We start from the raw sequence: 26,088 nt of genomic DNA, 5'->3' as shown, positions 1-26,088 counted from the left end.
CTTTTTTGAACACTTTTAATTTTAAATTATTTTTGTTCACCTGGAGTCACAATGCCGAATACCCATATTCCCCCACCAGCGCTGCTCCAGGTTCGTGGTATTAGCAAACAATTTTCCGGCGTAGTGGTATTGAAAAGTATCGACTTTACTCTGCAACCGGGCCAAGTCCACGCGCTGCTAGGGGGGAATGGAGCGGGTAAATCAACCTTGATGAAAATCATCGCCGGGGTACTGCCGCCAGACAGCGGCTCGATTGAAATCAATGGGCAACCTTGCCTAAATCTCACCCCGGCCAAGGCCCACCAGCTTGGGATTTATCTGGTGCCGCAAGAGCCGATGCTGTTTGCCAATCTGTCCGTGCAGGAAAATATTCTGTTCCGGCTGCCCAAGCATCAGGCTGACAAAAACAAAATGCGCCAATTGCTACAAAGTTTGGGCTGCCATTTAGATTTATCCGTCAGCGCCGGTTCGCTCGATGTTGCTGACCAACAATTAGTCGAAATCATGCGCGGCCTAATGCGTGACTCCCGGATTTTGATCCTTGATGAACCCACCGCCTCACTAACACCGGCGGAAACCCATCGCTTATTTAGCCAAATAAAAATGTTATTGAGCCAAGGGGTCGGGGTGGTGTTTATCTCCCACAAATTGCCGGAAATTCGTCAACTGGCCGATTGGGTCAGTGTGATGCGCGATGGCGGTATTGCGCTGAGCGGGGCCACTAGCGATTTTTCCACCGAGACCATTATTCAGGCAATTACCCCGCAAGCTAAAAATAGCGAATTATCTGATACCCAAAAGTTATGGCTAGAGTTGCCCGGCAACCGCCGCTCCCAAGCACGGGCGCAATCCAATCAGCCGGTGATACAAGTGAATGACCTGAGCGGCGAAGGTTTTGCCCATATCTCCTTTGAAGTTCACGCCGGTGAAATTCTGGGGTTAGCCGGGGTGGTGGGGGCTGGGCGCACTGAATTGGCTGAAACCCTCTATGGTTTACGGCCGGCCAGCGGCGGCAGCGTCATGCTGGAGGATATCGACATCACCAGCATGAAGACCGTCAACCGCCTGGCAACCGGCCTGGTTTACCTGCCGGAAGACCGCCAAGCCTCCGGGCTGTATCTGGATGCCCCTTTGAGCTGGAATGTCTGTTCATTGACGCAAGGTCATCAAGGGATTTGGACTCATCCCGCCCAAGAAGCCGCCATTTTGGAGCGCTATCGTCGCGCGTTGAATATCAAATTCAGCCACCTTGAGCAGCCCGTTCGTACTTTATCCGGGGGAAATCAGCAAAAACTGCTGATTGCCAAATGTCTGGAAGCAAATCCGCTGCTACTCATTATTGATGAGCCGACTCGTGGGGTGGATGTAGCAGCCCGCAGTGATATTTATCAATTGATCCGCAGCATTGCAGATCAACATGTGGCGATCATTTTTATCTCGTCTGATCTGGAAGAAGTGGTGCAAATGGCGGATCGCGTGTTGGTGATGCACCAGGGGGAAATCAGTGGCGCACTAGAGGGCAGCGCCATGAATGTCGACACCATTATGCATTTGGCTTTCGGTGAACATCATACCGACACCCATCAGCCTGCTGAAAATGAGGGCGCATCATGTTGAAATTCATCCAAAATAACCGCGAAGCCACGGCGCTGCTGGCAATCCTCGCCTTATTTGCCCTGCTCGGTGTCATCGACAGAAATTACTTCAATTTACAAACTTTCACCATGATCTTCAGCAGCGCGCAGATTCTTATCCTGCTGGCTATCGGCGCGACTTTGGTGATGTTAACCCGCAATATTGATGTGTCAGTCGGCTCAATCACTGGTTTATGTGCGGTGACTGTCGGTATGGCGCTCAATGCTGGCTTCGGGCTGGCGCTGTCCTGCCTGTTTGCTCTGCTCGTCGGCATGGTAACCGGCTTCTTTAATGGCATTCTGGTGACCTGGCTGCGCATTCCGGCAATTGTCGCCACATTGGGCACTTTGGGGTTATATCGCGGCTTAATGCTGCTGCTGACCGGCGGCAAATGGATTGAAGGGCTACCGGCGGATCTGAAAAGTTTATCAACGCCAATTCTGTTTTCTATCTCACCCATTGGCTGGCTGATTATGTTGCTGATTGTAGCCATGGCCATCTTGCTGGGGAAAACCGCCTTTGGCCGCAGCTTGTATGCCACTGGCGATAACTTACAGGGCGCACGTCAACTGGGGATCCGCACAGATAGCATTCGTATCTTTGCTTTCTCAATGAATGGCGTGATGGCCGCGCTGGCCGGGATAGTCTTTGCCTCCCAAATTGGCTTTATCCCTAACCAGACCGGCAGCGGTCTGGAAATGAAAGCTATTGCCGCCTGTGTTCTCGGTGGGATCAGCTTGCTCGGCGGCACCGGGACCATCCTTGGTGCCATTCTCGGGGCTTATCTACTGACTCAGATTGATAGCGTGCTGGTATTGCTGCGCCTGCCGGCCTGGTGGAATGACTTTATCGCCGGTCTGGTACTGCTGGCCGTGCTGGTGTTCGATGGCCGCTTGCGCTGCGCTGTCGAGCGCAATATTCGCCAACAGAAATATGCCAGGTTCAATGCCCAGCCAGTCAGGGCCAATAAGAAGAAAACCACTGTAGCCAAAGAGTATAAAAAAGAGGTGGCACCATGAGTCTGTACACAAACTTTTATCGGCGTTATGGATGGGAACTGGCCCTGGCTGCACTGTTGGTGCTGGAGATCCTGCTGTTTGGCTTATCAAATTCGCGCATGCTGGATATCAATGTGCTGCTGTTCAGTACCAGTGATTTTATCTGCATCGGGATAGTCGCCCTGCCACTCACCATGGTGATTGTCAGTGGTGGCATCGACATCTCATTTGGTTCCACCATTGGATTGTGTTCAATATTCCTTGGCGTGATGTTTCAGGCGGGCGTTCCCATGAGTATCGCCATCCCGCTGACATTTTTGGTGGGCGCACTCTGCGGTTTGATTAATGCCGGGCTGATTCTTTACACCGGCGTCAACCCACTGGTGATCACCCTCGGCACCATGTACCTGTTTGGCGGCAGCGCCCTGCTATTGTCCGGGATCTCTGGGGCCACAGGTTATGAAGGCATTGGCGGCTTCCCAGCAGCCTTTACTGATTTCGCCAACCAAACTCTCTTCGGCCTGCCGATCCCATTGGTGGTCTTTATGGTTTGCGTGTTGCTGTTCTGGTTACTGATGCACCGCACCCACAGTGGCCGTAACGTTTTTCTTATCGGGCAAAACAGCCGGGTAGCACGCTACAGCGCCCTGCCCGTCGCACGCACCTTGTGCCTCTTGTATGCCTTGACCGGTGTGGCCTCCGCCATTGCCGCCGTCTTGTTGGTGTCTTACTTTGGCTCGGCACGATCTGACTTAGGGGCATCATTCCTGATGCCTGCTATCACCGCTGTCGTATTGGGAGGCGCCAATATTTATGGCGGCTCCGGCTCAATTCTGGGCACAGCACTGGCCGTCTTACTGGTGGGTTACTTGCAACAAGGCCTGCAAATGATTGGTACCCCCAATCAAATATCCAGCGCGCTGTCCGGTGCATTACTGATTCTGGTCGTTGTCGGGCGCTCTATCAGCTTGCACCGGCATTTGATTTATGAATGGCTGCAACGTCGCAAAAATACTGTTGTTTAACCTGCTCTTTTTTATAAAGAAATTGCCAACACCTCTATACCTATATCGGAGATAGCCATGAAAATACCAAGATTAAAAAAACTGGCGCTGGTTTGTGCCCTCGGATTTGCCTATATCACTTTTAGCTCTATCAGTGCCGCACAAGCGGCGGAACGCATTGCATTTATCCCGAAATTGGTCGGGGTCGGCTTCTTCACCAGCGGCGGTAAAGGTGCTGTCGATGCCGGTAAAGAGCTGGGGGTGGATGTGACCTATGATGGCCCGACCGAACCGAGTGTTTCCGGCCAGGTTCAGTTGATCAATAACTTCGTCAATCAGGGCTATAACGCCATTGTGGTCTCTGCGGTTTCCCCCGATGGCCTATGCCCGGCATTAAAACGCGCAATGCAACGGGGCGTCAAAATTCTGACTTGGGACTCAGACACTAAACCAGAATGCCGCTCGGTGTATATCAACCAAGGTACTCCAAATCAATTGGGTTCAATGCTGGTCGATATGGCGGCAAATCAGGTGAAAAAAGACAAAGCCAAAGTGGCGTTCTTTTATTCCAGCCCAACAGTGACTGACCAGAATCAGTGGGTGAATGAAGCGAAGAAAAAAATCCAGCAAGAGCACCCCGGCTGGGAAATTGTCACCACCCAGTTTGGCTATAACGACGCCACCAAATCATTACAAACCGCCGAGGGTATTTTGAAAGCCTATGGTGATCTCGATGCCATTATTGCTCCTGATGCCAACGCCCTCCCGGCCGCGGCCCAGGCCGCAGAGAACCTGAAACGCGACAATGTGGCCATCGTCGGTTTCAGTACCCCGAATGTGATGCGCCCTTATGTTGAGCGCGGCACGGTCAAGGAATTCGGCCTGTGGGATGTGGTTAATCAAGGCAAAATCTCAGTATACGTCGCCAATGAAATGCTGAAAAAAGGTGATTTGAATGTCGGCGATAAAATAGATATTCCGAACATTGGCCTGGTCGAAGTGGTGCCAAACAGTGCGCAAGGTTATGACTTTGAAGCCAAAGGCAACGGCATTGTCTTACTGCCACAGCGGGTCATTTTCACCAAAGAAAACATCGACAAATACGATTTTTAATCTCGACGGCCCGCCGCCAATGCAGCGGGCCACAATATTCTTTCTCACCTCCGGTTGGAGTAATTACAGATGGCTGATTTAGACGATATTAAAGACGGTAAAGATTTCGGTATTGGCGTGCCGCAGAAAAATCCGGCATTTACGCTAAAAGGCTGTGGCTCGCTCGATTGGGGCATGCAATCTCGTCTGGCACGGATTTTCAACCCGAAAACTAATCGCACGGTGATGCTGGCATTTGATCACGGCTATTTCCAAGGGCCCACCACCGGCTTGGAGCGGATTGATATCAATATCGCCCCGCTATTTGACTATGCCGATGTCTTAATGTGCACCCGGGGTATTTTGCGCAGCATTGTGCCAGCGGCCGCCAATCGCCCAGTAGTGCTACGTGCATCCGGGGCAAACTCAATTCTGACTGATTTATCCAACGAGGCGGTAGCGGTGGCGATGGAAGATGCGCTGCGGCTTAACTCCTGCGCGGTGGCGGCACAGGTTTATATCGGCACCGAGCACGAACATCAGTCAATTAAGAATATTATTCAGTTAGTTGACCAAGGTTTGCGCTATGGGATGCCCACCATGGCCGTCACCGGGGTGGGTAAAGATATGGCGCGCGACCAGCGCTACTTCTCTTTAGCAACTCGCATTGCCGCCGAAATGGGCGCCCAGGTGATTAAAACCTATTATGTCGACAGTGGTTTTGAACGAATTGCTGCCGGTTGCCCGGTGCCTATCGTGATTGCTGGCGGTAAAAAGTTACCGGAACGGGATGCTCTGGAAATGTGCTATCAGGCCATTGATCAGGGGGCATCAGGTGTCGACATGGGCCGCAATATCTTCCAATCAGCCGCGCCGATAGCCATGCTGAAAGCGGTTCATGCTGTCGTGCATCAAAACGAGAATGCAGAAACGGCGTACAAACTGTTTTTACATGAAAAAGGTTGAGCCAATATGGTGGCCAGCTGTGGCTGGCAAGCAATGACAAGGAGAAAGGTATGCATGTCACCCTCGTCGAAATTAATGTAAAAGCTGACAAAATTGCGCAGTTTATTGAGGTTTTCCGCGCCAATCATTTGGGGTCAATCCAAGAGGCGGGAAATTTACGTTTTGATGTCTTGCAGGATGAATCCATCCCAACGCGCTTTTATATCTATGAAGCCTATGTTGATGAAGAAGCGGTGGCGGCACATAAGAAAACGCCCCATTACCTCAAGTGTGTCGAACAACTTGCGGGGTTGATGACCGGCCCGCGCAAGAAAACCGTCTTTATTGGTTTAATGCCTTAATTGATGCGGGCAGTCGCTACCTCGCGCTGCCCTGCCTCCTTTCCCGCACTTATGCTCATTTCGTGAATACTCGCCAAACTCAGAACGCAGTGATAATTCTGGTTTTAACTATAATGAAGATAAATAAACCCAAATCTTAATCGAGAGTGAGGCAACGCCATGTCAGACAAAATCATCGTTGGCATCAGTGCTTGCCTATTAGGTGAAAAAGTCCGTTTTGATGGTGGGCATAAACGCCTGGCATTTGCCACCGACGAATTAGCCTCCTTGGTGCACTTTGAACCCATCTGCCCCGAAATCGCACTGGGCCTTCCCTCTCCCCGCCCTGCTCTGCGATTGGTTAAAACTGAGGAAAATGAAGTCCGAATCAGTTTTAGCAATCAACCGGAAACCGACCTGACATCCGCCATGCAGGCGTTTTCAGCTAAAAAAATTGCTGGGCTACAACATCTCAGTGGCTATGTGGTTTGCGCCAAATCACCCAGCTGCGGCATGGAGCGGGTGCGCGTATATGAAGCCGAGGGTAAGAACAACCGCAAAAGTGGCACAGGTATTTTTACCCAAGAATTGATGCGCCAAATGCCGTGGTTACCCATTGAAGAAGATGGCCGCCTGTGTGATGCTGAATTGAAAGAGAATTTTGTCGCGCGGCTTTATGCTTTGCACGAGTTTAACCGGCTGTGGCAACAAGGCATGAGCCGCGCCAGTTTGGTCGCATTTCATAGCCGCTATAAATTATTACTGCTGGCACATTCACAGCCCGCCTATCGTGAATTGGGCCGTTTTGTGGCGGCGCTCGATCAGTGGCAATCAATGAATGAGTGCGCCTTTGAATACCGCAATCGGCTGATGGCTCTGATGAGCCACCGCTCCTCACGCCGCGGGCATACCAATGTCTTACAACATATCCAAGGCTATTTCAGCCACCAACTTAGCCCACGCCAGCGCAATGAATTGGCACAACTCATTCTGCGATATCGCCAAGGCAGCCAACCGCTGCTCGCCCCTATTACCTTGCTCCAACACTATCTGGCGGAATACCCTGATGCCTACCTATCCCAGCAACGCTACTTTAATCCTTATCCGGAGGTTTTGCGCTTAAGATATGGCTATTAACATAATCGTTTTCTGGTCACCACAGACGCAAAGAACTCAATAAATTGACACACTGCTGGCCTTATTACTGACCTCATTGCAACCAAGTTAGCCGCCAATGGAATAATAGAGCTGCGGCTAGCAGTGGCTCAAAATAACGCAATCAAATAAGCGGCCATAGATAAACTGGCTGCTCACCTCGCCAGCCCACATTTTATTCAGCCTTTTGTTTCGTCTCGGTCACTTTCCATTTACCGTTTACCCATTCGCGGGTCGTCAGTATCACGAATTCACCATCACCTGAATAAGCTTCGGTCACTTCCTCAATCAGGGTCGGTTTATTATCGGCGAGCTGATAAGTTGAAGATTGATGCCAGCAGCACCCGCTTTTGGTGAAAGTGCTGAGTGTTTTCATCTTTTTATCAACACTGAATAAACCCAAATTAGAACTTGCCAGTTCTGTCAGGCTGTCATTGATGCGAAATTGCTGTTTGGCCACATCAAAGAGATAAATGTCATAGGATGGGCCGCCATAAGCGCCACTATTTCCATTACGCAAAGCGATATCATCATGATTATCAAAATTAATATCCTCGATAACCAACCCACTGTTATTCTCACCATATAGCTCGATTAAATTAGCGGTTGCTTTACCTTTGGTATCCAACTCGATAAAGATATTTTCCATCGCAATCCGTTGAAATAAATCGCCTCTATTTTTTTTGAAAATATCTAACGCCCCCGCCCCTTCGCAGGTTGAATAGGATTTATCATTATTACACCCCGCGACACTCAGAATAAAATCCCACTGCTCAGAAGCCCCTTTAATAATAGAGACATTGCCACTGCCAGATAGCATTTTAATCCGACTAATCATGCTATTACTTAGGCAGATTTCATCTTGGCATTGGTCACGTTCTTTTAGCCAAGCCAATTGCTGCTGCTTAGCTGCCGCTTTGTTTTGCTGTTGAATATAATAGGATTGATAATCTTTATTCAACACAGCATCCAACTGCAGTAGCTGGCTGCTGGCACAGATATTTTTCTCAGTCAGTGTGCTAGCTTTACTGCAATCCATCGCCAAAACTGATGTGGTAAATAATGAGAGGGGAACAAAAAGCAGCAGAAATAACTGGCGCATAACAGTCCTTTAAAATAAATAACAGTCCATTCAGATAAATGCTATAAAACACTAGCATGACGAGAGAGTCAACTCACCGATTCAGCCATCAAACTCAAAGAGATGCTGACGATAAATATCTACATTATCAGATAACACCTATCAGTAAAATTCCGCTATTGCGCTATTCTTAGCGCCGAAGATAATGATTTCGCTAATCCAGAACTGTTCCCCCACAGTCAAATAGGAGTTTTTATGAACACGACTCATCGCCTGGTGCTGGCTTTGACTTTTTCCACCACATTACTGGCTGGCTCAGCTAACGCAAACAGCTTATTAGACTCAGTAAAAAGTGCAGCGGATCAGTATAGTAAGTCAGGTGATAGCTCATCTTCACTGTCATCGTTGACCGGTTTACTCAATGGCGGCGATAAAGCATTGAGTGCCAGCACGATGACCAATGCGGCGGGTATTTTGCAGTATTGCGTTCAAAATAATGTGTTGTCAGCCAACGGCACGACGGCAATTAAAGATCAATTAATGAGTAAATTGGGGATCACTAGCACTGAGAATGCCAAGAGTCAGGACTATCAAGAAGGCCTTGGTGGATTGCTAAAAACCGGTGATGGGAAGAACCTGAATTTGAACGACTTGGGCAGCGAGCAAATCACGGAAAAAATTAAAACCAAAGCCTGTGATTTAGTGCTGAAACAGGGTCAGTCATTCTTGTTGAAATAATGAAATGAAGGGTAACAATACTCCCCATACTTCGGGGGAGTATTTATATTATTTAACCGGAAATTAAACCATTTCTTCTGATTCAACTGGTTTTTGATTACGTCTAACCACGACTTTGAATACCCAATAAATAACACTGGCAGCAACCAGTGAATTAAGTGTCGGAATCCCCCACTCGGTCACCAGCCCAATAATACTGCCGACAATACTGGCAATAATCGCGGCCCAGCCAATAACCGGTGTTTGCGAATCATCAGGCAATATTCCCTCCTGTCGACTTTTATCCAGGATTTTGCGATGAGAGCGCAACACGTAATAATCCACCAACATGATGCCAATAATCGGTGGGAATACCACGCCAAGCACGGTTAGGAAATCGACAAACCGGTCAAGTATCCCGAGTACCGACAATGTGGTACCCAGCACACCAATGACCAAAGTGGTTGATAAATACTTCAGTTTTTTGCCCGTCAGCCCTTCGACTGCATTAACTATGCCGAGTGAAGATGAGTACAGGTTAAGGTCATTGACCCTTAAAGTGGAGAACACCACAACCAGCAAACCCACACCACCAGCGGCTTGGGACATGATAGTCACGACGTCAGCCGTCCCGAGAGTTTTAGCAATCAAGATTGCTAACCCATTAACAATAAATTCGCCAGCCACGATAGTAAATATTGTTACGCCAAGCACATGCTTGCCGTTTTGGGAATAGCGCGTCAGATCTGGCGTCATTAGGCTCGCCACAATCGCCCCACCGACCACGATTGTAATACCCGCGCTGACAGATAACGATTCACCAGGCGGGAGCAACTGAATAATTTCATTCAAATTATGGCCGGACAAGGTGCTAATTGAGATATAAGCCACCAACAGAATAAACATCGGCACGGCAATTCGGGCGGCAATGCGCAATGCTTTAAAACCAAACGCGACCAAGATAGTCAGCAGGCTCCCCGATAAAGCCGCCGCGAATCCAAATCCGAGTTTATGGCCCAAAGCAAAATCAAGTGATTTAGCGAAAATAGCATTTTGAATGCCAAACCAACCGAGTAGGCTAATTGCCACCACAACCCCAATTAATACTGACCCTAAGCGCCCAAAGCCACACCAACGGGCCAATAAGCTGCCAGAAATACCCTCACGCATCCCCGCCAATCCAAGCCCGTAAGTCACCACACCAAATATTATGCTGCCGATAAGAATTGCAGTAAACGCATCAGTCAGTGTCATAGAGTTACCGAGTACAGCACCGAGCATAAATTGATCCAGCGCGGTCAGCATCCCCATATGAACAATAGCAACACTTAAAAATGAAACTCTTTTATCCTGTGGCACCCTGCTTAATGGATAATCTTCAATTTTGATCACGATAAAGTGTACCTTGTTGTTCAGATAAACTGGATTCCTTTTGCCACCAGCCGATCGGGAATGTAATTATCCAAATGCGCAAATTTGCAAAACTCCTCAAACTGTTGCAGCGAGTGGACATCAGATTTTTGATAAATTGTATATATTCTGTTTTCTATCGTTTTAGTGCTGATGTTATATATCTTCGCAATCTCTTTAACAGAAAGTCTTTGCAACATTAAAAATATAACGTCAAGCTCAGCTCGAGTGAAAATACTGTTATTAACTTCAGTTGTCAGAATACTGGGTTTTTGTTGATTGATATATTTTAGTGGGGATAAAGTATTAAATGGTTTAGCATTCCACATCACACCAATAACTTCTTTTTTGTCGTTATAAACGGGCAGTTTTTCGCTGATAAAGGGGGTCAGAGTATTTTTCCCATACCAATAATGGGTTTCTATTACAGTAACTCGATCCTGCGTTTCTTCTGTCCGTTTGTCATGCTCTATCAAATCAGGTGCAAATTCAGTCCAATTTCCAGGAAACTCATGGTCCATCTTCCCTTCGACTTCAAAACTCAACGGAGTATTAGTATAAAGGTAAGCGGCCTTATTCATATATATGTGGCGGGAGTTCAGATCTTTAATGCCCCATGGCTCACTTAAGTGTTCCATCATGGCAATCAGGCCCTTGAAATAAGTTTCATTATTTTTATCGGGCAAATCCATAGCAACCTCGCCGATGAGAAATGGGTTAAATTTCTTTTGCCAGATAGTGTCGCGTATGCTTTTTGGCATACCCGCCTAAATTGCCATATGCACGGTAACCTAATTTCTCGTAAAAGCCTTTGGCCTGAAAATCGAAAGTATCGACATAAGCCATGTGGCATCCGCGTTTCACCGCTTCTTCTTCCGCTTTTTCCATTAGCTGACGGCCGTAGCCGCTTTTACGATATTCGTCACTGACCCATAGATACTGAATTTCAAGCCCACCCCACCATGTTCTGGCAACCAAGCCTGCAACTATTTTACTGTCGTCGTCAGTCACTGTTAAAAAAAGCGGGTGAATATCTACAGTCTGGGTTTTATCATTGTGAGCCCAAAGGCCATCAATAACATACTCTTCATCCTGCGGATTAGGTTTATCTGTAACGTTGATATTCATTTTCGAAACGTACCTTCCTATTTTAATAGTTAAAACCGCAATACTCCCTATAAATTTCGAGATACAGGAAGACAGCTAAGTGCTGGCCCGTAAGCTGAGGTTCACAATCCTAATAGCTTACAGAAGCCTGTTATTGGGGTGACAAATCTGCCCGAAGCAGATTTGAACACAGCCAACACACCTGTATCGCGAAAAATGACGGGTACAAATTAATTTATCACAACTGCTTGTAATATCATTTTCCTTTAAGTGTTACAAGAGTGGTTTTCACCCGTTCCCACCATCATGTTAAGTGTTTATATTTATTGTGACGGAGCTAAAAATACCAATATATTTTGTAATGGTAATCTTTATTCTCATGCTCCGTCTGCAAATGCTGATATCGCCTCACCAGGGCTTCATCGGGGAAGTTTATCCATAATTCACGGCTCCACCCGCAGAGCAAGAATCACTTGCCATAGGGGGAGCCGCTCATCCCGCGCCAATCCATTAACTTTACTACTTAATAATCAAGTGAAGTGCAGTGGTTTTACAAACTGATTAAAGATGGCTTATTTCCCAATCTCGATGGCTATAAAGCGAGGTAGAAAACTGGTTAAATGAACGCATCGCCCAATCCCGTCAATAATCCCTTATTTAGTCATTAATCGGCACTAATCTCACCGCACGATTTCCCCCCACTGCTTGCATCAATATCAGCCCTCAAGGGACAGAGAACACGTGCCTGCAATTCGGCGAAAAGGGGTTATATCATGTAAAAACAAAGTTATGACGGCGGATTGTCCTTACGGAATGGTGACAATCATTTTGAACGCGTTTCCGCTGAAAGCCCCCGAATTGGAACTAGAAATTATCCAGATTCCCTGCAACAAAGAAAATTTGGGCAACCTTCCAACGTCAGGGGGACAATATTCTGATCTTCTCGGGAGACAGTACCTTTCCCAAATCTGGCATATCACATATGCTCCAACTCAAGGGCAATGTCGGTATTTTCTACTATCTGGTTAACGTTGGACTGATCCGGCATCTCGCGGGGCTGAGTCACAATCCTTGCGACTTCAATCCTATTGAGATGATGAGCACCAAGCCGAAAAATAATCTTTTGGCCCCAATTATTGATGACACCTACCCCTTTAAGATTTACGCCAATTACTCAATAGACATGGTAGATTGCTGCTAATGTCTCTAGTTGTTGGATAACACATACCCCATAACTCGTAGAGCCTTGTTCACCGTGTTTTCACTCATGCTTTTGATCTTTTTTAGAATGGCGAGAGCCTGACGGGATTAAACCTGCAGCTTCCGTTTACCACCGAAGCGGAAACGGAAGCGCCAATATTTGGAGCCGTTAGGGTGTATCAACAAAAACATGCCATCGCCGTCTACTAGCGAGTATTCCTTTGCTTCAGGTTTTGCCGAACGCACCTTGGTATCAGTCAGGGCCATGATGGTATTCCTTCCATATGCTGCCGTGAGTATATAAGCATTATCGAACCAGCATATATACTCGATTCTATACTCACAAGCATGTTGATGTGGGGTAACTCAGATTGACGTCGGTTGACTGAAAAGCGGGGTAAAGCCTTGCGGGGACTGGATTTCAGGCAAAAAAAAGCCACCCTGCGGTGACTTGATTTTCATACTAATGGTGCGAAGGCCGGACTCGCACATAATGATTAATCCTTTGATTTAAAAGAAATAAAAAATAACATCCGGATAATGTACCAACATCGATACCAACACATTAAATCATTGATTTTGGGACTCGAATCGGGGCAAAACCAAGGAGTTGATCCAACCAGATTCTAACATGATGACAGCATCCCCGATTAATGCTTCTCCAAAATATCATTCATCCGTTCGTTGAATTCGCTTAATACCTCGGGTTCTGTTTGCATCGTCAATTATCCATAAAAGCAAACACGCCTGCCGTAAGTGGCAGGCGTGTTATGCGATGAATAAGAAGAGTAGAAAGCGCGTAGGTAAAAATCAGGAATGAAGCTCGCAGAATTTACTTATTCATCAGCCCGGTAGCTCTTCTGGCTCTGAGAATATCTGTAGCGGTTACAAATGGTGTCTGCTCCTGCCACGTAAACCCCTTGCGATCAGTGCGTACCAGTTCATAACGTTCCACCAGGAAATTCACCGCATCAGCAAGCGTGATACCCGCCTCGATATGTTCCTTGATGGCCGCATCATCATGGAATGGTGTGTCGTTGAGCGTCAGGCCGTAATGGTGCTCCAGCAGATACGTTAACAATTGCTGCCAGACCTGCACGGGCGACAGGCGTGACGAAACCGGCATCGTGGCCGGTACAGTTGAGATTTGCATATGTTGAGTCTCTTAAATAAAGGAACGGAAGATTTGAAGGCTTACAAAGCTGAGATGCTGCTGAAGATCAGTCTTTAACCTGATTTGAGGGATAAATTGCCATATACACGTGCCCATGACTGCCCAGCGTATCTGCTTCACAAGTCAACCCGTTACGGTACAGTGTGACACAGTGCGCGTACCGGGGATTCAGCTCGCAGGAGAGCAGCATCAGCTCCAGATATGCGACAAAATGCGGGAAGGCTTCATTCAGTTGTAAGGTCTGCACCTCACTGAATGAGCCGGTGAATCCTGCCCGGTTAGCCAGAAAATGCAGGCGATGACCTTCCTGCACCAGTCGGGCTCCGAAACACGGAGTGATATCTCGTCTAAGCCCCCAGGTTGGTGTAGCGTCTTTATACATAATTTTATTCCTGTTAAAGAAGACCATGTTCGGCGAATGAGAATATTTGCCTGCCGCCGACTATCAGGTGGTCGGGGACCCGGATCTCCACCAGCATCAACGCCTGTACCAGCCGTTGGGTGATGGCTTTGTCTGCCTGGCTCGGAGCAACCTCTCCTGAGGGGTGGTTATGGGCAAATATCACTGCTGCAGCGTTAAAGTACAGGGCGCGTTTCACCACCTCGCGGGGATGAACTTCAGTGTGGCTGAGGGTGCCGGTAAAAAGCGTTTCGTGGGCAAGCAACTGGTTCTGGTTATTGAGGTACAGCACGATAAATTCTTCGCGCTCAAGGGTTCCCATCTTCAGCCTGAGCCAGTCGCGAGCAGCCTGCGTGGAAGTAAACGCCACACCGGGTTCGCGCAGGTGCTGGTCAAGCAGACTCAGGGCTCGTTTGATGGTGCGCAGTGAGGTCAATGGCAGCTCCGGTGTAAAGAGAGTCAGTTGTTTCTCCATGACAAAACCCCTTAATCAATGATGGCAAGAATGGCATGGGATTCAGGGTGCTGCAGAGCGTAATCCCGCAGTCGGTAATAGTGTTCAGTCATGGCATCGCATTCGGTGCGACAGGCGTGATGGCTGTATTCAATCAGGCAGACTGCGATACCTGCAGCTTCCACGCTCATTTGCGCACCATTGCCGTTCATGCCGTTGAACAGATGCAATTTATCGTCAACGTCAGCATCAGGGGCCATAAACGCGCCGCCATTGCTGAGCGTGTAAAAGGACCAGATACCACCGCTGTACTCATCACAGAAGCGGTCCATCCAGGCGAAAATACGTGGTTCCAGCGTTATCCACTGCGCAATAGAACCAAAGTGTTGTGGCCAGAAGCCGATACGTTGTTCATCGGGTACAGCTGTAGCGGTGATAATCAACTGTGGCTCGTTAGCCAGGATGAGGGTGTGTTGTGTCATGGTGTTCTCCGGGAATAAAATCGCCAGCAACTCAGGCTGGCGTGATGGGGAATAAATGATGTGGTGTGAAGCGTGATGCCGCGTTAAGTGCGCGTTCAATTAGAGTGCTGAGGGCTGCTTTATAATGCTGTACTGCCGGATATAAAGGTTAAGCCCAGCTCCGCCGTCAGGTTCAAAGTTCCATGCCCGCCAGACCATCAGGCCTTCGGGGTCACGAACCACTAGTCGGAAGTGACTACCCTGGTCGTCTTCAATGGTGATATTGCGATACGTTAACATGACAACTTCCGCTTGTATCCGGGTGAACGGTCCCGGTGGCGGCAACACTGATGGGGACATTTGCAGGCTCCTGATAAAGGAAAACCCCGGCAGCCTGGTGGCTGTCGGGGTTAGTTTGCGGGGGAAGATGCGGCTGTCAGTCGTTACTGCAGTCTCCGGGAATGGGTAGAACTTTCTCTGCGTTCTTCAGGTCCACAGTGAAAGCCCCCGCTTTACGGTCATTGACGTAAACGTCAAACTGCCCGGTCTTACGGATATCCATGATGAAGTCAAACCAGGCGTTATCGCCGTTACGCCATCCAAGTGTTGAGGGAACGGCATATTGCTTATGGTCCATCACCACGGTGATGTCAGTATTGTCATCATGTGAGCTGACCGTTTTGTCCCCAGCAAGGGTAAGAAAGACTGAATGCTGATAGAAACCATTCTGGTCCGGGTTTCCTGTGCAGTTGATGGTAAAGGTCTGCCCGTTAGCATCCGTGACGCTGTATTCCGTATTGCCCTGACCGTAACCCTGCTGCCAGAGCCCCGGGATCGCAGAGGCATTAAAGCTCGCGAGCAGTACACCCGCCAGCATAAATCGGCTTAGTGAACGTATTGTCATTTCTCTCTCCTTTATCATTGTTTTTATTCCTGATTGTCAGGGTTCGAGGGTATCAGCAGTCGACCCATCAGTTTGCCGTCATGGGCGTACTCAAAGTATCTTTCTTTGGTATACGGGTCCGTAACCTCGTGGTATTCCAGTTTGATATTGTCGGCAATACAAAGCGCATTCATCAGCGGCTGGACGGTTTTTTCCTGCATATCCACGAGGTAGTAGTAACTACCGCCCTCGCAGCCATCGGGCGACTCACGGGTACGTAAGACCTGCAGGGTGAGACCTGATGAAAAGCCAACCTGTGACCATTCTTCGCTGACATCATCCTGCCGACTGACCACATCGCTGAAGCGCGGAGGCGTGAGGTCCTTAAATTTACTGATAGCTTTCAGGTCATCACTCCTGTCATCGCAGGCGCTCAGAAACAGAGTGGTGGCAACCATCGCCAGCAGAGGTAGTGTTTTACATTTCATTATTTTTTCCCTGAAATCAGACGTACCACTTTGGCAAAGACATAAATGCCTACGAAAATGCCGACCGGCACGCCGACGAACGGCGTCAGCGCGACACTGGCAGCACCGGCTGCGCCACCTCCCGTCAGTAGTGCGGCAACGGTTGCAAGTGTCAGGGCCGTGAGGCTGTCGGACACCCCGGTTTTGTTCAGAATGATGACGATGACAACAATGGCGATAATGGCAATAACGGGCATCGGGTTCCTCCCTGTTGCCGGGTTGATAACAACGCCTGCGCTATTCCGGTGGGCTGTCAGCCGGAACAAACGTAAGCAGTGACTGCTGGATAAAGCGAAAATGGGGTAAGGCCTGAATGAAGACCGGGTCTTCAGTCAGACGGCACAAACAGTCATTGCGGCGAAAAGTCTCCTGCAAAGGCTGAATCAGATGGATTTCATCAAGTGTGAATACGGCGATATGCCCTTCGTGTTCAGCCACCAGATACCAGGTCTGCTGGTGGATGAGTAACCGGCAGGGAGCCAGGCGCTCACAGCGTCGCCCCTCCGCAATCAGCGTCACCCGCCTGCGCCCGGTAATGGCCTGAATCAGTCTCCAGAAAGACAATGCTCCTGAAGGCGAAGGAACCGGACTGGCTGGTGCTATCACGCAGGGAGACTCATCGCACATCAGCAGTGCATTCACCAGACGGCGGTCAAGGCCGGGAAAAAGCCCGGCCAGCCCGCTGCGGTGGGCAAAGATAAGCACGTCGGGCACCATCTGCATCTCACTGCCAGCAGTGCGTAAGCGGCAGTATCCGGACTGATACTCCAGGTCCAGATACATCAGCCGCTCATGAAAATCACGCCGCAGCGTGCGCACCGACACACCAAACTCAGCGGCCAGCTTACGCACACTCAGCGTTTCCCCCGCCACCAGACGGCTGATTATCAGTGACAGTCTGACAGCCAGCCGGTCATGGCGGCGTTCTGCCTGTGTCATGAGACGTTCTCCGTGAAAGTTAACTGACTGAAAATGATGTGATTACTTTAAATAAGGGGGCGGACAGGGTATGGACACCGCAGAAACTATTTTTCATTTCTGCAAAAGCCAGAGACGGCGGGGGTTACAGGCCATCCCTCGGTGAGTGAGGACCGCCAGCACGGTGCAATGCGGACAGGTGGTGTCCGACATTAACAATGCGGCAACATAAAGCGGTTACTGCAGTTGCGTGAGCATCGCTTCCGCCATCACCCACAGTGCACGGTTGAGCTTCACGTCCCCGTCAATGCCACGCACAGCACGGGTATGTGACCGTCCCCCTTTGGCATTACGACCACTGAGCCCGCCCTTAATCAGGTTCTCCTGAATACGCTGGTATGTGGTCCACAGGTCGTTACTCTCATCCTGACAGCGGCGCGGGGAGAGTATTTGCGACTCAGTCACCGGCTGGTGGTCCTCACCAAAGCGATATGTAAGGGCAGCCTTTGCCAGTGCCTGCTGCGCCGGTGATGGCAACAGCAACGACTGCATGGCATCCCGTTTCTCCTCCACCCGGTCAAAAATCCCCAGTACCTCATACGCCCCTTCTATTACCTGACTTACCACGTCCCCCTTGTGCGGCACCCGCACCTCCCCAAACGACTCACCGCAGACAAGACCGTTTTGGCACACAGCCCTGAACAGGCCAGGCAACATCTGGTAAGAGCTGGTGCCATCATGGGAGTTAAGCAGAATGATTTCCGGGACCTGTTTACCGGTGATCTGTCCCTCCCGACGCAGACGCAACATGTGCTTTGTGTGCTCACGACGCGCCGGGTCACGCACACGGGTTTGACAGGCAAAGAACGGCTGGAAGCCTTCCCGCTGCAGGCTGTCGAGCAGGGAGATGGTGGGTGGGTATGTATGTGTAGCGTTCACTACGGGACTCGTGTTTGTCCTCGCTGAATACGCTGGGCACCACGCGAAACAGCTCCTCACGGGTTAACGGACGGTCACGACGGATAAGATTTGCGGCGCTAAAGCGCGAAGCCAGACGGGTCATAAGCAGACTCCTCATAACGGGAAAACAAATAAAGAAATCCCCGTCGCATCGGCGACAGGGATAGGGAAATAACAGGGATGGGTTAAATACTCAGAAGAAGAAATCCCAGACGGCACGGGCCACTGACACCACGGTGGTGCGCATGGCCTGAATGACGGCCCGCACCGGGGCGGGTATCAGGGGAAAGGCACTGATGCTATCGAGTACAGCACCGATGGTTTCACCAAAATCGCTACGAGCCTGCTCCCGGACTACCGTCGTGCGAAAGGAAGACTGTAGTTGCGACACCACCGGGCTGGTAGCTTCGCGTGGCAGACACTTAATCATCCGCTCGGCCATCACCCGCAGTCCCCACTGCAGACGGACAGACACCGCACATACTGGATGCACAGGCTGGAACAGCTCATGCAGCAGAAAGATTTTGCGGCTGATATTCTGCTTCTGCGCCGTAGACAATGGTCCCCCACCGCTGGTGGGTTCGGCCTTGTCCGACTGGCTGATAACAAACAGCACTTTATGCCGGTATACCTCACCAATCACCTGATGATAAAAGTGTTCATCCACTGCCAGCGCCCGGTCATCGGCCTTAATCAGCCACAGCACCAGGTCGAGGCGAGAAAGCTGTTCTCGGTACAGCGCAGCATACTCGGTATCGCGAACGCCACTTTCGCCTACACCGGGTAAATCCACGACGGTCATATAGCGCTCGCCAACCTGCAGGCGAAATCGCAAAGGTTCACGGGTGCAGGCAGCCACATCGCTGACCGGTGATATATCTCCAGCAAACAGGGCATTGCACAGACTACTCTTCCCCACCCCGGTTTTACCCATAATGCCGATCACTGGCTCGTAGCGGGTTAACTGATTTATCTGCTGCAATATACGCTCAGACACCCATTGCGGTAGGTCGGAAAGAGTATGGTTTAGTGACTCTAAACCTCGTGGGTTATTCATGATTACTCCTGCAATAAATAAAACTAAAAACGGCAGGACCGTGAAGTTCTGCCGTTATGCTGGTATGTTCATGAAAATAATATATATCTGAATATGGTTTGAATGATGATTTTCTATTGAATCATCCTAAATACTTCCAGTACTCGTAAGGAAGGTTAATGGTGGCTTTAGGAGGATACAGTTGATTAGGCAACGCTTTATCGATGTGCAAAGCTGCAACAAAAATAAACCCATCCCGAAAGGCCGCAACAGGAACCCATGAAAGATACGCTGTATGCAGATACCTCTTATTTCTCTGCATGTATTCATTAATTCCAATATTGCAAAAATCAATAGCGCGAACAAAGCAGATTGATTGGATATCAAACAAATACTTGTCAACAATGAAAAATGGAATTGTTATCTGGATTAAATCGAATTCGAACTTTTCAACAGGATGCTTTTTTATGCATAAGTAAATATATTTAGATATACCGTCATCTTCTGGCATATGAACTTCAATATTTTCTTCTATCTTTGCCTTAAATTCTTTTTTGTAAGAATCCCATTCATCAAACATTGGAAGAGAAAAGGACATTATTGGTTCAGATCGAATACGAAAAACAAGTTTCTCAGACAGCAAATGAAGATACTTCAGCGTGGAATCATCTTTATGCTGCTGCGTTTCGAAGTGACGGACCTCATGATAAAACATGCTAAAAAGCCTGCTTTCAACCTCCTGAGTAATTCTATTTTGATATGTCACAAAATCAAGAATAGGTGCAGTGGATCGTAATAACTCACATATTACTTTCGAACGTGACGTGCCATTGGATTCGGCATACCTGTCGATTGAATCAATCGTTAAATTATCATCGATGTTAAATGTTATTCTCTTTATCATAATTGTTATGCATTTTGTTGATTATGCATAACAACCTATCACGGAGGCCAGTAAAGCGCCAGATCGCACTGCAATACTTCAGATTTCGCGCACACATTTCTTCCCGTGTAAGACCACCCTGCGAACCTGCGATAGAATCCCTGAAACCATCTGTTCTTACTGAATTAAGGTTAATTAGTATTATCACCCGGAGTTAACCATCCCCCTCCTGTAATCGATACTCATCCCTGTATAAAAAATACATCACACATCTATCTATTGAACCCCATTTAGTTTGAGGATAGATCATGAAAGAACCCTACAATGCCAACCCTAATTACCCTATGCATCGTTTTCTTCTCGAAGATATAAACCACCACCTGGATGAAATGTTTGAGCGTTATTCCCGCTTACTGGCTTTTCGTATGGATTTTGGCTGGAAACAAGGAAGTGAACGCTCGCAGCGTAATCTCATGGATGAGATGGAGGGCGAGATACAGCACCTGATGGACGTGGTAATTGGCCGAAAGATGGTTATTGGGTACTACTGGGTAATTGAATACAGGCAGCGTAAGGGATTGCATGTGCATGCCATGATTTATCTTGATGGGCAGAAGCATCGGAAATGTTATCCAACTTCGCGTGCGATAGGGGAAGAATGGCGCAGATTGACTGACGATGAAGGTCTCTTTCATCTGTGTGTACGGAAAAAACATTTCGTTGCGAATTCCGGAACGATAGTGGATCACCGCAATAGGCAAGCAGTAGATGAACTACGTTACGTAATCAGTTACTTGGCCAAGTCTGAACAGAAGTCCCGGGGTGTTATTGCAGGTATGAATGCTATACCACCACGCAGCCGTAGAGGCAGGCCCAGGAAGGAATAGCAACAGGTAAACATTGAGCCGAAGTTTTTTTACAACAGAAGCCATTGATGTGGAGGGGCTGGCAGTAACCATTAGTTTACTAACGGCTCCGGTTATTCATCCTTAACCGGAACACATCATCATGTATACAAAACCTGCACTACTTGAAGATCAATTCATTGATATGAAATTCATTACCCAGCTTACTGGCCTGAGCGATAAATGGTTTTATAAGCTGATACAGGATGGGGCATTCCCTAAACCTATTAAGCTGGGAAGATCTTCCCGTTGGTTAAAAAGCGAATTGGAAGAATGGTTGTATTACCGTATTGACGAATCCCGAAATTCAGCCTAGCCCGACTTAGGCTATAGTGGTCCGCCGAGAATCAGCAGAGTGGTGCGAAGCTCGCGCTAAGCTGGTTCGACCCGATTTCACCCAAGCAATCGACATTCATTGGCGTAAGCGAGTGATCGAGTGGAACAGAGTCAGCAACGAAAAATACATTTAACCCACCCAATATGATTCAGTTAGGTAACACTCTAATCAACAGCAAACGGCATACTGAAAAAATGATAAGAATAACCCAATCTAATCAAAAGATTGGGTTTTCTATGTGGTGTTAAGGCTGAATGATGGGCACTGATGAAAAAAGGATAATCACATTTACTGGGGCTGCAAAAGTTTGCCATCCCATTCGATGAGAGTGTATTGGACGCCTTGTGTTGCTTGACGGAACACTTCTTCCGACTCATCGAAAGAGGCGGCGACGATGCTCTGCAAGCTTGCTTCGTTTGCTAGTTGCTTGAGAAGAGCATGCTGACTGCCAACCGCCATTGAATGTTGTCCTGGCTCGTCAAACATCAACAGGCCAGGATGATTTCCGAGGGATGAGGGTATGGTCGAGGTCTGATACAAGGCAAGCAAGTAACTCCAGATGAGGCGAACAAAGTCACTGGCGCTAGAGTCCGATTTAATGTCAGTCCGTATCTCCCTTAATGCCATCTGGGCTAGGCATGGAATGAGCGTGTCCTTACTGATTTCGATCTCTCTAATCGGAGCACTTTCGTAGCCAAACGATCCAGCATTTGCTCTGAAATTTAATTGGAAGCGGCGGATTCGCTCGATGTCTGCCTCGCTATAGTTTTCTTTTGGCATGCCTCTTCTTGTCGCCTGATTGACGCTCATGCGCTCTGCAATCAGCCTGAATTTTGCTAACAGCTCCATAGATGTGATCTGGAGCTTCTCAAGCGCTTCTACCTCAACTTCAATCTGAACCTGCCGACGCACGATTGCCTTCGACTCCGATGCTCCAGATGTTATATCACCGCGCATTGCGACGAGTAGGTCACGCTTGCTAGCTATACGAGCAGCCAACTCAATTACTCGAAGGTCAGTCGCCTGCAAACCACTCTTCAAGCCAGCAATCTGACGTATAAGCATACGACGTTGGCTCTCCAAATAGGTGATATTGGCCGCTAAGTCCATTTGGGGACCAGTCACTGCCCCGGCCAAAAGTGTGTCGTCAACCGGCTGATTGCATGTAGGACACTTACCAATAGCGGTCGCCACATCGTACTTCGCACCCAAGTCACGGAGCTTCGCTGCTGTCTTGTTCCGTTCCAGGTCCTCGTTAGCCTCGACGAGCAGATTCTCGTAATCCTTCAGGGATCTTCGCTGCTCCGCGTAGAAGGTTGTAGCACGCTCATGCAACATAACAAGTTCCTGCAGTTCGTCCATAGCAACTGTAACGCTATGAATCGCCTCGCCCCCAGAGGTCTTATGATACTGCTCAGCCTGTTTCTGCAAGGTAGCGTACTCGGATCGTAGTTGGCTGATGTACTCGTTCAATGGAACAGATGAATTGCCAGCCAGTTTTCTGATGCTTGCCTCATCCTCTTTGAAGAGAGCCGAAGGGATTGAGGAAACGCCATAGATTGCAGTTCCAAGCGGACTCGTTTCTTGTAGCAACTCCGAATAAAGCTTGCGCCAGTCAGCATCAATCTTAACCGATTCGACGTTAAGCCGATTGCGTGTAGCGTTCGTCTCGAATACATCCAAACCAAGCAAGAACTCAACCACTCTGGTTCGCGCATCACGAATGCCAAAAAACGGAATGTTCGCGATATAGTCTGTCCATCCTCGCTTCTGCTCCACGGCTAAAGCTGCAAATACTACCTGTAGGTACAGCTTTGCCTCACCACCGTTCGTAGTTGGCACTCTCGGCAAACTCAAATCCAAGAAACGCTCAAGAAAAAGATGGAAACCCTCGGGCCGTTTAGCACCACCGCCATCGTGCACGTAGGTAGGCCTGGCTTCGCCAAATGCTTTTTTTTCAGTTAAATGAGCTCCCGCAAATACCTCAATGAGCCTAGGGTCCCTCACCGCATCCCTGATTGCACGTCGAAGCGTAACTATTTCTCCAGAGCGACTCTCTATTTCAAGCATCATCTCCGAAGCTGTAATTAGGATTCGACGATCATTGTATTCGATATACTCCTTGAGGGCGTAGGGAAGGGACTTTTCATTTTTACCCCCAACAAGTTCTTCCATGCCTAGACCGTAGAGCAAGCTGTTGAATAATGTGCTTTTCCCGCTTGAATTTTTGGCCCGGATGATGGTCAGAGTCCGCGCAAAGTTGAAACTAAACCCATATTCCCCTTCATTAGTGGTAGCCCTGAATTTTACGCCACGAATGATCACTGTGCCTCCCAGCCACTAGCAGTTGCTTCGATCATTTTCTCTGTCAGCCCTTTTCCGATATCAGATAGAAACGAACGCTCGCGTCCGAACAAATTGGAGTCTTTCAATATTTCTTTGGTAAAGACTTTCCCAGCCGTCGAAATCTCATAGCCAGTGGAGTTTTCAATGATTAAGCCTTCCGCAATGGCAAGTCGAACAGCAATAGCTAATGCAGGATCGAAACCCCATGCGGGAACTTGCAAGATTTTCTCTTCAACAGCTAGGACCAACTGTTGCTGGCGTTTGGTCGACTTCATAGCCCAGTTGAATAGTTGCAGGCGCGGTAAACTTGACTTCCCTCCGCGAGAAGCCAGAGACAGGATAAGCAACACTTGCCCAATCTTATACATAGGCCTATGTTCAGCTAATACTGGTGACGGTCGCCGTTCGAAGCGAAGCCGTTTTTGCTCCTTGACCTCAACCATAGTCCAACTCGCAGACTGCCAACCACCGAGCGGTCATGTATCTTGCCACTTTCAAAGTGTTGGCCTTATCAAACTCAGGTGCGAGTTCGTCGGAAATAATCTTTGCCAATCCATCACGAACTTGGATAGTCAACTCTTCTGCGGTTCCAGACCAAGTAGCTGAAGTTTCAATGACGTATTGTTCGTACTCGTTGATAAGGCGAATAAGTCGCACATGTGTGATTGGTGACGCTGATGCGACACGGCGGAAATATCCGTCAGCCTCAAGGAACTGCTCAATGGTGCGCTGACTAAGCAGTTGTACGCGAGTCTGAAAGTCCGGCACCTGAGCCTTTTCGGCGAGTCGATAGCCTGACTTACGATGAACGTTTATCTCGTACTGTTCTTGCTGACCAGTTAAGGCAGCCAGGACTGGTGCTGTGTCGTCGAAGACCAAAGCCTCTCCACAGGCAGCGCGTACCTCATTAATTTCGACCAAATAGTGATCGCCATCGTGGAGCAATACTGTGAAGTCATCGGTTAGGATGGGCAGTTTCCAAGCACGGACTTCCGCCTCCTTGGCCTTTGCATGTGCAAGGAGCGCATTACGATCTATCTCGGGAGTGACAAACACCCATCGAGAAATCTTCGTGCTTCCCAGTCGTGTTTGAAGTTCCTGCGCGTAATCTTTCAGCTTTCTAAGGTCAGTAGTAATTTTGTCGCGCTGCTTATCATACAACTCAGTGCGTTCGTAGTGCTTCTCAGGACAATAGCACTGAAATGCCCACCCAGTATCTGAGGTGTAGCCCTCTATGCCGTAGTCTCCTGGAGATGCTGGCATCTGCTGATAGCATTCAGCTTGATACTTCCGCTTAAAGACCTGCTGACAAAGACTTTCCCAGGTAGATCCGTTAAATGGCCCGAATTTGGTGTTGAACATCAGTCGCCTTGGTCTAATATGATGAAAAGTCGATGCTGTGCGTTGATCCGAAGCAGAAGCTTCAAGCAAACATCAAGAGTGGTACCAAATTCAACTGATATTCTTTTCATACATGACCTTTTCAGAGCTCAGCAACTGCAGGCTTTAGCAATTAATTAAATCGCACTACCGACAAAATCGAATCTTTAATACATGTAATTAAAGGTGAAAGGATATTGTTGTCAATCAGTTTACCAATCTGTTCCTAGGGCAACTATGTTCTGAGTCATACTGAGATAACCTGGTATGTATCATCATGAAAATGTCCTCGTGTTGCTGATGGATATCAGACTAAGGAAAAAAGTGCGAGTTAAGGATATGTTAGCGGTAATGGTGGTGGTCCACTCGCCCATTCTTCAAAACAGTTATCTAGGCGGAATGTAGGTTTCTGCCATTACCTTAACCGAGATGGGCTTTGGCTGATCATCAACTCAGCATAGACGCATCCGGTCACTACGCTTCAGGGGCGGCTTGCGCCTGCCTGCAGGAGCCTGTTTATGTTTGCTAAATTCTTTATCACTCTCGGCGGCAACGCTCATCTGACCGGTACTTAAACGGCACAGCCTCCCTTACGACCGTTATACCTGCCATCTATGCCACTCGACCGCCTTTTATCCCGCCACTCTCAATTAGAAAGCCTGCTTCAGACATATCGGAGCTGACATCAAACCAGAACATATCGCCCGTTATGATTATCTGGAGGAAAGCACAAAAACTC

Annotated in this window: 29 protein-coding genes and 2 pseudogenes; 11 read left to right on the top strand and 20 right to left on the bottom strand. The window is 48.5% G+C overall.

What is annotated here, in order from left to right; all coding sequences use genetic code 11:
* The first annotated feature begins 51 nt into the window (after positions 1–51).
* The 7 genes from lsrA to D5F51_RS02950 all read left to right on the top strand — a co-directional run bounded on the left by lsrA (position 52) and on the right by D5F51_RS02950 (position 7,152).
* Positions 52–1,617: an autoinducer 2 ABC transporter ATP-binding protein LsrA gene (gene lsrA / locus D5F51_RS02980; RefSeq protein WP_129195560.1), complete on the top strand. Its 1,566-nt coding sequence runs from the start codon at positions 52–54 to the stop codon at positions 1,615–1,617.
* A complete protein-coding gene (gene lsrC / locus D5F51_RS02975) occupies positions 1,611–2,654 on the top strand; it encodes an autoinducer 2 ABC transporter permease LsrC (RefSeq protein ID WP_129195559.1) in 1,044 nt (347 codons plus the stop codon). Before lsrA ends, lsrC begins: the two co-directional genes overlap by 7 nt.
* Positions 2,651–3,658: an autoinducer 2 ABC transporter permease LsrD gene (gene lsrD / locus D5F51_RS02970; RefSeq protein WP_087768437.1), complete on the top strand. Its 1,008-nt coding sequence runs from the start codon at positions 2,651–2,653 to the stop codon at positions 3,656–3,658. Before lsrC ends, lsrD begins: the two co-directional genes overlap by 4 nt.
* Before the next feature lie 57 nt (positions 3,659–3,715).
* Complete coding sequence (gene lsrB / locus D5F51_RS02965; protein WP_025379627.1) at positions 3,716–4,750, top strand: autoinducer 2 ABC transporter substrate-binding protein LsrB; 1,035 nt, start codon at positions 3,716–3,718, stop codon at positions 4,748–4,750.
* Positions 4,751–4,819: 69 nt separating this feature from the next.
* Positions 4,820–5,695: a 3-hydroxy-5-phosphonooxypentane-2,4-dione thiolase gene (gene lsrF / locus D5F51_RS02960; RefSeq protein ID WP_025379628.1), complete on the top strand. Its 876-nt coding sequence runs from the start codon at positions 4,820–4,822 to the stop codon at positions 5,693–5,695.
* A 50-nt stretch (positions 5,696–5,745) separates the two neighbouring features.
* A complete protein-coding gene (lsrG, locus tag D5F51_RS02955) occupies positions 5,746–6,036 on the top strand; it encodes a (4S)-4-hydroxy-5-phosphonooxypentane-2,3-dione isomerase (protein WP_129195558.1) in 291 nt (96 codons plus the stop codon).
* Positions 6,037–6,195: 159 nt separating this feature from the next.
* Positions 6,196–7,152 (top strand): YbgA family protein, encoded by a 957-nt coding sequence (locus D5F51_RS02950; RefSeq protein WP_129195557.1) that lies wholly within the window; start codon positions 6,196–6,198, stop codon positions 7,150–7,152.
* Between the two features lie 193 nt (positions 7,153–7,345).
* Here the strand turns inward: D5F51_RS02950 and D5F51_RS02945 are convergent, their stop codons facing one another.
* Positions 7,346–8,272 (bottom strand): lysozyme inhibitor LprI family protein, encoded by a 927-nt coding sequence (locus tag D5F51_RS02945; RefSeq protein WP_129195556.1) that lies wholly within the window; start codon positions 8,270–8,272, stop codon positions 7,346–7,348.
* Positions 8,273–8,506: 234 nt separating this feature from the next.
* Between D5F51_RS02945 and D5F51_RS02940 the strand changes: the two genes are divergently transcribed.
* Positions 8,507–8,989 carry a YjjA family protein gene (locus D5F51_RS02940; protein WP_025379632.1) on the top strand — a complete coding sequence of 161 codons (483 nt, stop codon included), beginning with the start codon at positions 8,507–8,509 and terminating at the stop codon, positions 8,987–8,989.
* Between the two features lie 63 nt (positions 8,990–9,052).
* On the opposite strand, the gene D5F51_RS02935 is transcribed toward D5F51_RS02940, so the two are convergent.
* The 3 genes from D5F51_RS02935 to D5F51_RS02925 are packed head-to-tail and all read right to left on the bottom strand — an operon-like array spanning position 9,053 to position 11,506.
* Positions 9,053–10,360: a cytosine permease gene (locus D5F51_RS02935; protein WP_025379633.1), complete on the bottom strand. Its 1,308-nt coding sequence runs from the start codon at positions 10,358–10,360 to the stop codon at positions 9,053–9,055.
* A gap of 20 nt (positions 10,361–10,380) precedes the next feature.
* Complete coding sequence (locus tag D5F51_RS02930; protein WP_025379634.1) at positions 10,381–11,070, bottom strand: helix-turn-helix transcriptional regulator; 690 nt, start codon at positions 11,068–11,070, stop codon at positions 10,381–10,383.
* A 25-nt stretch (positions 11,071–11,095) separates the two neighbouring features.
* On the bottom strand, positions 11,096–11,506 hold the full coding sequence (locus D5F51_RS02925; protein WP_025379635.1) for a GNAT family N-acetyltransferase: 411 nt from the start codon (positions 11,504–11,506) through the stop codon (positions 11,096–11,098).
* Positions 11,507–12,467: 961 nt separating this feature from the next.
* Here D5F51_RS02925 and D5F51_RS02920 point away from each other — a divergent pair.
* Positions 12,468–12,686, top strand: a complete 219-nt coding sequence (locus tag D5F51_RS02920; protein ID WP_129195555.1) for a hypothetical protein — start codon at positions 12,468–12,470, stop codon at positions 12,684–12,686.
* A gap of 116 nt (positions 12,687–12,802) precedes the next feature.
* On the opposite strand, the pseudogene D5F51_RS02915 reads toward D5F51_RS02920, so the two are convergent.
* From D5F51_RS02915 to D5F51_RS02855, 13 genes and pseudogenes are all read right to left on the bottom strand, one after another.
* Positions 12,803–12,952, bottom strand: a pseudogene (locus D5F51_RS02915) (Arm DNA-binding domain-containing protein); the annotation flags it as partial.
* A gap of 565 nt (positions 12,953–13,517) precedes the next feature.
* A complete protein-coding gene (locus D5F51_RS02910) occupies positions 13,518–13,838 on the bottom strand; it encodes a TA system toxin CbtA family protein (RefSeq protein ID WP_053266278.1) in 321 nt (106 codons plus the stop codon).
* A 67-nt stretch (positions 13,839–13,905) separates the two neighbouring features.
* Positions 13,906–14,241, bottom strand: coding sequence for a type IV toxin-antitoxin system YeeU family antitoxin (locus D5F51_RS02905; RefSeq protein WP_105607669.1), 336 nt, complete (start codon positions 14,239–14,241; stop codon positions 13,906–13,908).
* A 13-nt stretch (positions 14,242–14,254) separates the two neighbouring features.
* Positions 14,255–14,734 carry a RadC family protein gene (gene radC / locus D5F51_RS02900; protein ID WP_102217336.1) on the bottom strand — a complete coding sequence of 160 codons (480 nt, stop codon included), beginning with the start codon at positions 14,732–14,734 and terminating at the stop codon, positions 14,255–14,257.
* 11 nt (positions 14,735–14,745) lie between these two features.
* A complete protein-coding gene (locus D5F51_RS02895; protein ID WP_129195554.1) occupies positions 14,746–15,195 on the bottom strand; it encodes an antirestriction protein in 450 nt (149 codons plus the stop codon).
* A gap of 99 nt (positions 15,196–15,294) precedes the next feature.
* Entirely contained in the window at positions 15,295–15,534 is a 240-nt protein-coding gene (locus D5F51_RS02890; protein WP_129195553.1) for a DUF905 domain-containing protein, read from the bottom strand.
* 76 nt (positions 15,535–15,610) lie between these two features.
* Positions 15,611–16,078 carry a protein YkfB gene (gene ykfB / locus D5F51_RS02885; RefSeq protein ID WP_129195552.1) on the bottom strand — a complete coding sequence of 156 codons (468 nt, stop codon included), beginning with the start codon at positions 16,076–16,078 and terminating at the stop codon, positions 15,611–15,613.
* A gap of 23 nt (positions 16,079–16,101) precedes the next feature.
* Positions 16,102–16,545, bottom strand: a complete 444-nt coding sequence (locus D5F51_RS02880) for a YfjS/YafY family lipoprotein (protein ID WP_105607671.1) — start codon at positions 16,543–16,545, stop codon at positions 16,102–16,104.
* Positions 16,545–16,781 carry a protein YpjK gene (gene ypjK, locus D5F51_RS02875; protein ID WP_032181217.1) on the bottom strand — a complete coding sequence of 79 codons (237 nt, stop codon included), beginning with the start codon at positions 16,779–16,781 and terminating at the stop codon, positions 16,545–16,547. Before ypjK ends, D5F51_RS02880 begins: the two co-directional genes overlap by 1 nt.
* A 40-nt stretch (positions 16,782–16,821) precedes the next feature.
* The gene (locus tag D5F51_RS02870; protein ID WP_129195551.1) at positions 16,822–17,523 is read right to left on the bottom strand and encodes a DeoR family transcriptional regulator; all 702 of its coding nucleotides are present in this window, start codon (positions 17,521–17,523) and stop codon (positions 16,822–16,824) included.
* A gap of 216 nt (positions 17,524–17,739) precedes the next feature.
* Positions 17,740–18,565, bottom strand: a pseudogene (locus tag D5F51_RS02865) (DUF932 domain-containing protein).
* 90 nt (positions 18,566–18,655) lie between these two features.
* Entirely contained in the window at positions 18,656–19,519 is an 864-nt protein-coding gene (locus D5F51_RS02860) for a GTPase family protein (RefSeq protein WP_129195550.1), read from the bottom strand.
* A 121-nt stretch (positions 19,520–19,640) separates the two neighbouring features.
* On the bottom strand, positions 19,641–20,402 hold the full coding sequence (locus tag D5F51_RS02855; RefSeq protein WP_129195549.1) for a ribbon-helix-helix domain-containing protein: 762 nt from the start codon (positions 20,400–20,402) through the stop codon (positions 19,641–19,643).
* 287 nt (positions 20,403–20,689) lie between these two features.
* Between D5F51_RS02855 and D5F51_RS02850 the strand changes: the two genes are divergently transcribed.
* Together D5F51_RS02850 and D5F51_RS02845 are read left to right on the top strand one after the other, a co-directional pair.
* Complete coding sequence (locus D5F51_RS02850) at positions 20,690–21,268, top strand: rolling circle replication-associated protein (protein ID WP_034493089.1); 579 nt, start codon at positions 20,690–20,692, stop codon at positions 21,266–21,268.
* Positions 21,269–21,389: 121 nt separating this feature from the next.
* Positions 21,390–21,602 (top strand): helix-turn-helix transcriptional regulator, encoded by a 213-nt coding sequence (locus D5F51_RS02845; protein WP_129195548.1) that lies wholly within the window; start codon positions 21,390–21,392, stop codon positions 21,600–21,602.
* A gap of 309 nt (positions 21,603–21,911) precedes the next feature.
* Here D5F51_RS02845 and D5F51_RS02835 read toward each other — a convergent pair whose 3' ends face one another.
* From D5F51_RS02835 to D5F51_RS02825, 3 genes are read right to left on the bottom strand one after another with little or no spacing between them, the layout of a single operon-like run.
* Entirely contained in the window at positions 21,912–23,948 is a 2,037-nt protein-coding gene (locus D5F51_RS02835) for an ATP-binding protein (protein ID WP_129195547.1), read from the bottom strand.
* A complete protein-coding gene (locus D5F51_RS02830) occupies positions 23,945–24,412 on the bottom strand; it encodes a hypothetical protein (RefSeq protein ID WP_129195546.1) in 468 nt (155 codons plus the stop codon). Before D5F51_RS02830 ends, D5F51_RS02835 begins: the two co-directional genes overlap by 4 nt.
* Entirely contained in the window at positions 24,405–25,331 is a 927-nt protein-coding gene (locus D5F51_RS02825) for a hypothetical protein (RefSeq protein WP_129195545.1), read from the bottom strand. The genes D5F51_RS02830 and D5F51_RS02825 overlap by 8 nt, the downstream gene beginning before the upstream one ends.
* Between the last annotated feature and the right edge of the window lie 757 nt (positions 25,332–26,088).

The organism is Yersinia hibernica (assembly GCF_004124235.1).
GTDB lineage: Bacteria > Pseudomonadota > Gammaproteobacteria > Enterobacterales > Enterobacteriaceae > Yersinia > Yersinia hibernica.
The sequence above is the reverse complement of the archived record's forward strand: the minus strand, read 5'-3'. Positions and strand labels throughout refer to the sequence as shown.

Coding starts and splice junctions, on each gene's coding strand:
- lsrA (WP_129195560.1), top strand. CDS start 52: ATGCCGAATACCCATATTCCCCCACCAGCGCTGCTCCAGGTTCGTGGT.
- lsrC (WP_129195559.1), top strand. CDS start 1,611: ATGTTGAAATTCATCCAAAATAACCGCGAAGCCACGGCGCTGCTGGCA.
- lsrD (WP_087768437.1), top strand. CDS start 2,651: ATGAGTCTGTACACAAACTTTTATCGGCGTTATGGATGGGAACTGGCC.
- lsrB (WP_025379627.1), top strand. CDS start 3,716: ATGAAAATACCAAGATTAAAAAAACTGGCGCTGGTTTGTGCCCTCGGA.
- lsrF (WP_025379628.1), top strand. CDS start 4,820: ATGGCTGATTTAGACGATATTAAAGACGGTAAAGATTTCGGTATTGGC.
- lsrG (WP_129195558.1), top strand. CDS start 5,746: ATGCATGTCACCCTCGTCGAAATTAATGTAAAAGCTGACAAAATTGCG.
- D5F51_RS02950 (WP_129195557.1), top strand. CDS start 6,196: ATGTCAGACAAAATCATCGTTGGCATCAGTGCTTGCCTATTAGGTGAA.
- D5F51_RS02945 (WP_129195556.1), bottom strand. CDS start 8,272: ATGCGCCAGTTATTTCTGCTGCTTTTTGTTCCCCTCTCATTATTTACC.
- D5F51_RS02940 (WP_025379632.1), top strand. CDS start 8,507: ATGAACACGACTCATCGCCTGGTGCTGGCTTTGACTTTTTCCACCACA.
- D5F51_RS02930 (WP_025379634.1), bottom strand. CDS start 11,070: ATGGATTTGCCCGATAAAAATAATGAAACTTATTTCAAGGGCCTGATT.
- D5F51_RS02925 (WP_025379635.1), bottom strand. CDS start 11,506: ATGAATATCAACGTTACAGATAAACCTAATCCGCAGGATGAAGAGTAT.
- D5F51_RS02920 (WP_129195555.1), top strand. CDS start 12,468: ATGCTCCAACTCAAGGGCAATGTCGGTATTTTCTACTATCTGGTTAAC.
- D5F51_RS02910 (WP_053266278.1), bottom strand. CDS start 13,838: ATGCAAATCTCAACTGTACCGGCCACGATGCCGGTTTCGTCACGCCTG.
- D5F51_RS02905 (WP_105607669.1), bottom strand. CDS start 14,241: ATGTATAAAGACGCTACACCAACCTGGGGGCTTAGACGAGATATCACT.
- radC (WP_102217336.1), bottom strand. CDS start 14,734: ATGGAGAAACAACTGACTCTCTTTACACCGGAGCTGCCATTGACCTCA.
- D5F51_RS02895 (WP_129195554.1), bottom strand. CDS start 15,195: ATGACACAACACACCCTCATCCTGGCTAACGAGCCACAGTTGATTATC.
- D5F51_RS02890 (WP_129195553.1), bottom strand. CDS start 15,534: ATGTCCCCATCAGTGTTGCCGCCACCGGGACCGTTCACCCGGATACAA.
- ykfB (WP_129195552.1), bottom strand. CDS start 16,078: ATGACAATACGTTCACTAAGCCGATTTATGCTGGCGGGTGTACTGCTC.
- D5F51_RS02880 (WP_105607671.1), bottom strand. CDS start 16,545: ATGAAATGTAAAACACTACCTCTGCTGGCGATGGTTGCCACCACTCTG.
- ypjK (WP_032181217.1), bottom strand. CDS start 16,781: ATGCCCGTTATTGCCATTATCGCCATTGTTGTCATCGTCATCATTCTG.
- D5F51_RS02870 (WP_129195551.1), bottom strand. CDS start 17,523: ATGACACAGGCAGAACGCCGCCATGACCGGCTGGCTGTCAGACTGTCA.
- D5F51_RS02860 (WP_129195550.1), bottom strand. CDS start 19,519: ATGAATAACCCACGAGGTTTAGAGTCACTAAACCATACTCTTTCCGAC.
- D5F51_RS02855 (WP_129195549.1), bottom strand. CDS start 20,402: ATGATAAAGAGAATAACATTTAACATCGATGATAATTTAACGATTGAT.
- D5F51_RS02850 (WP_034493089.1), top strand. CDS start 20,690: ATGAAAGAACCCTACAATGCCAACCCTAATTACCCTATGCATCGTTTT.
- D5F51_RS02845 (WP_129195548.1), top strand. CDS start 21,390: ATGTATACAAAACCTGCACTACTTGAAGATCAATTCATTGATATGAAA.
- D5F51_RS02830 (WP_129195546.1), bottom strand. CDS start 24,412: ATGGTTGAGGTCAAGGAGCAAAAACGGCTTCGCTTCGAACGGCGACCG.
- D5F51_RS02825 (WP_129195545.1), bottom strand. CDS start 25,331: ATGTTCAACACCAAATTCGGGCCATTTAACGGATCTACCTGGGAAAGT.